At 41.0% G+C, this 1,865-nt stretch carries 4 protein-coding genes; all 4 read right to left on the bottom strand.

Translation table 11 applies throughout. The features are described 5' to 3' along the window. On the bottom strand, nucleotides 1-334 hold a 334-nt coding region (locus ACZFYI_RS19870), incomplete at its 3' end, for a CNNM domain-containing protein (RefSeq protein WP_462525858.1). Beyond that, entirely contained in the window at nucleotides 334-555 is a 222-nt protein-coding gene (locus tag ACZFYI_RS19865) for a hypothetical protein (protein WP_462525857.1), read from the bottom strand. The genes ACZFYI_RS19865 and ACZFYI_RS19870, both read right to left, overlap by 1 nt. Before the next feature lie 2 nt (nucleotides 556-557). Continuing rightward, nucleotides 558-1,106, bottom strand: coding sequence for an LPS export ABC transporter periplasmic protein LptC (lptC, locus tag ACZFYI_RS19860; RefSeq protein WP_462525856.1), 549 nt, complete (start codon nucleotides 1,104-1,106; stop codon nucleotides 558-560). 92 nt (nucleotides 1,107-1,198) lie between these two features. Next, nucleotides 1,199-1,750 (bottom strand): hypothetical protein, encoded by a 552-nt coding sequence (locus ACZFYI_RS19855; RefSeq protein ID WP_462525855.1) that lies wholly within the window; start codon nucleotides 1,748-1,750, stop codon nucleotides 1,199-1,201. Nucleotides 1,751-1,865: the final 115 nt, after the last annotated feature.

The raw sequence follows: 1,865 nt of genomic DNA, 5'->3' as shown, positions 1-1,865 counted from the left end.
TGGACAGTACAGTCTGGATAATGACCACATAAGCCTGATTGTTAAAATTTCCTTGAAAAAAGGATTCAGGCCAGGATTCAATCCAAGGCTCGAGCAAATAGGCCATAAAAATACCATACAAGACCAGCGCGATGGTATTTCCGATCAAGGTAGTTCCGATAAACTGCCCTGGTTTTTTGACGAAATTGGAAAGAACTTTTCCCGAGAAAGAGCCCTGTTTATTTTGAAGTTCTATCTGAAGTTTGTTGGAAGATACAAAAGCCATCTCCATCCCTGAAAAAAATGCAGAGAAAAGCAAGGTAAGTGCAACGTAGATGAGATATTGTGATTCTATCATTTTGATTTTCGGCTTTTTATTTTTTTGATCGGGTTGGGCTTTTCCTCCTCGGATTTTAAGTTTGCTTCATTCCTTCTATACCTGTACCAAAAGAGCAAAGCCACTGCAAACATGAATACAGGATAGGAACTCATCAGGCCTGAAGTGATGGTAAGGTGCGTGCCGATGATTACCAAGGCTGCAGAGAGTGACAAGAGTAAGAAAGCAGGTAATTTCATGTTTATAATCCTTCTCCGGGGAGAATCGTCCTGCTGTCGGTTACTTTAAATAACTTATATTCATTGAATCCCTGATCTGCCTCCATCCCTGTCCCGTTGAAGATCGTTTCTTTTTCCTGAATGGTGACAAATTTACTAGTATAGATTTTCTTTGTATTCGGATCCCAAAACAGCTCTTCAGAAGAAAGCTTCTGGTCTTTTTCAAGATTGTGAACCTGTACATCTCCCTCTCCCCTATATAAGTTTTTGGTTTTGTCATAGAACCCCTTGTCAGCTCGCATCGTGTTGATGGTATTGCCTTCCTTGTCAAAAAAGAAGATTTCTATGCCTTCGGGAAATTCCAGATCTCCGGTTCCAAACTCCATTTGCTTTTTGGCCTTGACTTGAGTCCGGATGATGGTCGAGTCACTATGTAAAAGCTCAATGTCGAAAGCCAAACTAATCGGGCCATTATAAGTCTCCAAAATACTGCTGTCTACTTCCTCTCCGCAAGAAGACAAACAAAATAAAAGCCCAACAAAAGCAAATGAAAATCTACCAAGGATACTCATGACTGCAAAGATAGGAAAGATTGGTAAATGACCGAGGCCATAAAAAAAGGCAGCCAACTTGGACTGCCTTCATTTTATAATTTTGGAGATGATCAATCCCTTGTAGCCAAAGTAACAGTTTCTCCTATCCAGCAACCAAGAGTTACAGTCTCACCAACCTGCCTACTTTCAGTAAACAATTCTTCCCTAGATGGGAATCTTGCCCTGGCTTCAGCCATACCCTTACTGTCCCCGGCTCTTGAATATGCATTGTAAGCCGCAATATAGACTGCCTGATCATCCACCCTGCTGATTCCTTTTTTACAATCTTGAGAGGAACTCATATACATTTGAGCAATTAGAAGCCATGCCTCTTTTGCCTTATCACCATCTAATTTAGCTGCTTCTAATGCAGATGCCCTTGCTGCAGTTTTTCTTCCAGCCTGAGCATGCACCTTTGCGAGATCGTAATGGATTTCTGCCTTTTGGACATCATTTTCTGCCAAGGTCAGGGCCTTTTCTAATACCGGCTGGGCTTTGTCATATTCCCTGTTCTGCATATACCTCATGGCCCTTACCTGTGAAGTAGCATAAGTAGGATTTTGGTTATCGATAATCTCAAGTGCTTGTAAAAATGAATTGGAGCTAAAACACTTATACTTCACAGAATAATTGAATATCTGTTGGTCGTTAGTGTATCCGGTATGACAAACAAAGCCGTTTGATATCCTAAGCTACTAAAAATAATGCTATCGCCAGCTTGAGCAACAAAAGAGTAGA

Source organism: Aquiflexum sp., assembly GCF_977115555.1.
Note: the sequence above shows the minus strand (reverse complement) of the source record. Positions and strands in the feature narration are given on the sequence as shown.

Coding starts and splice junctions, on each gene's coding strand:
- lptC (WP_462525856.1), bottom strand. CDS start 1,106: ATGAGTATCCTTGGTAGATTTTCATTTGCTTTTGTTGGGCTTTTATTT.
- ACZFYI_RS19865 (WP_462525857.1), bottom strand. CDS start 555: ATGAAATTACCTGCTTTCTTACTCTTGTCACTCTCTGCAGCCTTGGTA.